The organism is Bacillus sp. L_1B0_5 (genome assembly GCF_000836715.1).
In the GTDB taxonomy this organism is placed as follows: Bacteria; Bacillota; Bacilli; order Bacillales; family Bacillaceae_G; genus Bacillus_A; species Bacillus_A thuringiensis_S.
The window spans coordinates 1-2,649 of record NZ_JXIS01000183.1 but is presented as its reverse complement, the minus strand read 5'-3'; the positions used below and the strand labels follow the sequence as shown (position 1 = coordinate 2,649).

Below are 2,649 nucleotides of genomic sequence, written 5' to 3'. Positions count from 1 at the left end.
ATCTATAACGAGCAAGGCCAGGAAGTTGTAAAAGGAAAAACAAACGAACAAGGCATTGCAAAGTTTGAGAAATTACCAGCTGGTAAATACACATATAAAGAGACATTCGCACCAGAGGGATATGTAATCAATGAAGAAACATTCTCTTTTGAAATTAAAACAGATGGTGAGATCATCAAACATGTTGTAGCAGATCAGAAGAAAGAAGTTCCACCAACACCAGAAACGCCACAACCAGAGAAACCGGAACAACCACAGCCAGAACAACCAAAACCACAACCAGAGAAACCACAAACACCACAGGTCATTGAAAAGCCTGTACCAACACCAGAGAAACCACAAAACATTGTAAAACAACCACAATCGATGAAAGAACAACCTAAGAAAGTAGAAAGCCATTTACCAACAACAGGCGGAAAAGCTGAAAATCCATATTGGAAATGGATTGGTATTACATTTGTCGTTCTTGGTAGCATCCTAGCTGTTTACGCATATAGAAAACGTAAGAATCAAGAATTGTAAAACACTCTCAACTGATAAGGGAGGGCGGGATTCAATGTGCATATTAGATGTACATTATCAGATGGATGGGACCAAATACAAAAAGTCGTATTTGCTAGCATTACCTGAAGATGGGTTTCAGTTGCGAAAAAATATCCAACATGTTCTGTTTCAAGAACACCAACAAGAAATTAAGATTCTTTCTACAGATTTAGAGGAATTAGATTTAGTAGCTCTATAAAAAACTGATACGAATGGGAAGGTGAGATTGCTATGTGTGGAACATTTATTGGAAGAAGTGCACAAATCCCAGCATTTAGAAAACCAAAATGGTATGACATGAGTAAGTCAAATTCCATTGTTATAGGGAATCAAGGGAACAAAATGAATCCTCAATTTGTATTTGAAAAAGAAAATAGAAATATCCTGGTACGAGGTGGAACAGGAAAAGGAAAAACAGGTTTAATGAAGCAACTTCTTACCCTTGTCATGGCGGATCATCAACAAGCGACTGTCTTAGATGGGGAGGGAGAGTATAAAGAATACGAAAAAATGGGTGCTCACATTATCACCTTTACATCAAAAGATTCTTTTCTAAGTAAAACCGAAATAGAAACATGCAAACAATCGGATGTCGTTGTCATAGATGAAGGATTAAGGTTGTATTCCAATAATCCAGAGGGATTCGTCGATCTTTTAGAAGAACTAGAGGAACTGAATGTAAGAGTTTTTGTGAGTTTTCAAGCGATACCAGAAGAGTTATTGCACAGATTTGATGTTTATTTAGAATTAGACCCACTCATCGCTTAAAACTATACAATATTTCTATTTAACGATATAGAAAGATAAAACAATACAGGAGGTTTTCTTATGAAACCAATTAAGCATATGCGAAGTAAACGTGGGTTTTATATAGGTTGAGTTCCACATAAAACACATACACCTTCAACAAATAATCGTACACAAGAATGGACGGGAAGAATGGGAAAGAGCATGATTTTCTCTTCTCTCTTAGTCACGCTAGACCCCTATTCTAAAGCTCATAAATTTTATAAATAAACAACCTTAAAGGAGTGAAGAGTGCTTTTTCTAAGAGCATTCTTCACAAAAACAATCTGAAAACGAGAGGGGGAAATATAATGATGCAAAACGAAAAGACCGTTGCAGATAAGGTATTAGAACAATTAGAAATGAGAATTGATTTAATTGCTACAAAATTCATGAACGGGAAAAGCGATAGATTAGAAAGTCAAAAAGAATTAGAAGGTATCGAAACAATTTGTAGAGATATTTTAAATACACTTTATCCAATTGCAGAAGAAAAAACAAAATCTATAAATGAGCTGTTTATGAAAACATCGGAATTACTGAGGTTATGAAGAAAAAGTGGTTCTCCAACAATATTACTTTGAATGGAAAGGTGGAAAAGCGGATGCATACGAACAACCGTCATGATTGCTGGGAAACGTTCTGGAAAGAACAAGTAATGATAAATGGTGAATTAGATATTGAACAAGTGAAACAAGAACTCTTCAACTATAAAACACTCTTAGATCAAATTAACAAACCTCAAAACGGGATCATGCAACCTCAAATCTTGATTCAACTAGCCGCTGAAGAACGAACACAAAAGCATCGTGAAAAACTAGTAGCCCTTGCATAAGGCCATTTCAAGGATAGAAAGGAAGTGAAGAAGTGGCGCACAGCAAGCTCGACAAAGAAATTGAAAACTTCATAGAAAAGAACTGGAAAATGCTTTTAGGTATAGGAGCTGTCGCATTTGTCTGGTTTTCTAAAGAAAAAATCCTCACAGAATTGATGAAGCTGGTGCCAACTGTAGTCGGTGTGTTTCGCGGGTTTGCCTTATTGATCCTGTTAGGAATTGTCATACGAATTGTCTTACATGGCATCTATTTATACCTAGAAAAGAAGCGGTATCGATACGTATTATTCATTCCACACATAGATGATGAAGTCACACCAGATAAACTAGGGCAAATGATTCGGCATGTACATGGTTCGGGCCGAAAACCTTTAGAACGCCTGTTAAAAGGGCGCGATTGGTACCGCATGACGATGTATCGTCCAGAGGGAGAAAACGAGCGTGTTCGCTTTTATGTAGGTGGTCCAGAAGATAAAATCAAACAG

Annotated in this window: 5 protein-coding genes and 1 pseudogene; all 6 read left to right on the top strand. The window is 36.7% G+C overall.

Annotated elements, in window-relative coordinates:
* The coding region (locus RT27_RS31425) for a prealbumin-like fold domain-containing protein (RefSeq protein ID WP_043939193.1) at positions 1-522 on the top strand (522 nt) is incomplete at its 5' end.
* A 34-nt stretch (positions 523-556) separates the two neighbouring features.
* On the top strand, positions 557-742 hold the full coding sequence (locus RT27_RS31420) for a hypothetical protein (protein WP_043939184.1): 186 nt from the start codon (positions 557-559) through the stop codon (positions 740-742).
* 32 nt (positions 743-774) lie between these two features.
* The gene (locus RT27_RS31415; RefSeq protein WP_043939175.1) at positions 775-1,311 is read left to right on the top strand and encodes a type IV secretion system DNA-binding domain-containing protein; all 537 of its coding nucleotides are present in this window, start codon (positions 775-777) and stop codon (positions 1,309-1,311) included.
* 329 nt (positions 1,312-1,640) lie between these two features.
* Positions 1,641-1,880: a hypothetical protein gene (locus RT27_RS31410; protein WP_043939173.1), complete on the top strand. Its 240-nt coding sequence runs from the start codon at positions 1,641-1,643 to the stop codon at positions 1,878-1,880.
* A gap of 53 nt (positions 1,881-1,933) precedes the next feature.
* Positions 1,934-2,164, top strand: a complete 231-nt coding sequence (locus RT27_RS31405; protein ID WP_231577726.1) for a hypothetical protein — start codon at positions 1,934-1,936, stop codon at positions 2,162-2,164.
* A gap of 32 nt (positions 2,165-2,196) precedes the next feature.
* Positions 2,197-2,649 (top strand): annotated as a pseudogene (locus RT27_RS31400) (ATP-binding protein); the annotation flags it as partial.

What these genes read in the sequence shown, in the direction of transcription:
- RT27_RS31405 (WP_231577726.1), top strand. Translation starts at nt 1,934, where the DNA reads ATGCATACGAACAACCGTCATGATTGCTGGGAAACGTTCTGGAAAGAA.
- RT27_RS31420 (WP_043939184.1), top strand. Translation starts at nt 557, where the DNA reads ATGTGCATATTAGATGTACATTATCAGATGGATGGGACCAAATACAAA.
- RT27_RS31410 (WP_043939173.1), top strand. Translation starts at nt 1,641, where the DNA reads ATGATGCAAAACGAAAAGACCGTTGCAGATAAGGTATTAGAACAATTA.
- RT27_RS31415 (WP_043939175.1), top strand. Translation starts at nt 775, where the DNA reads ATGTGTGGAACATTTATTGGAAGAAGTGCACAAATCCCAGCATTTAGA.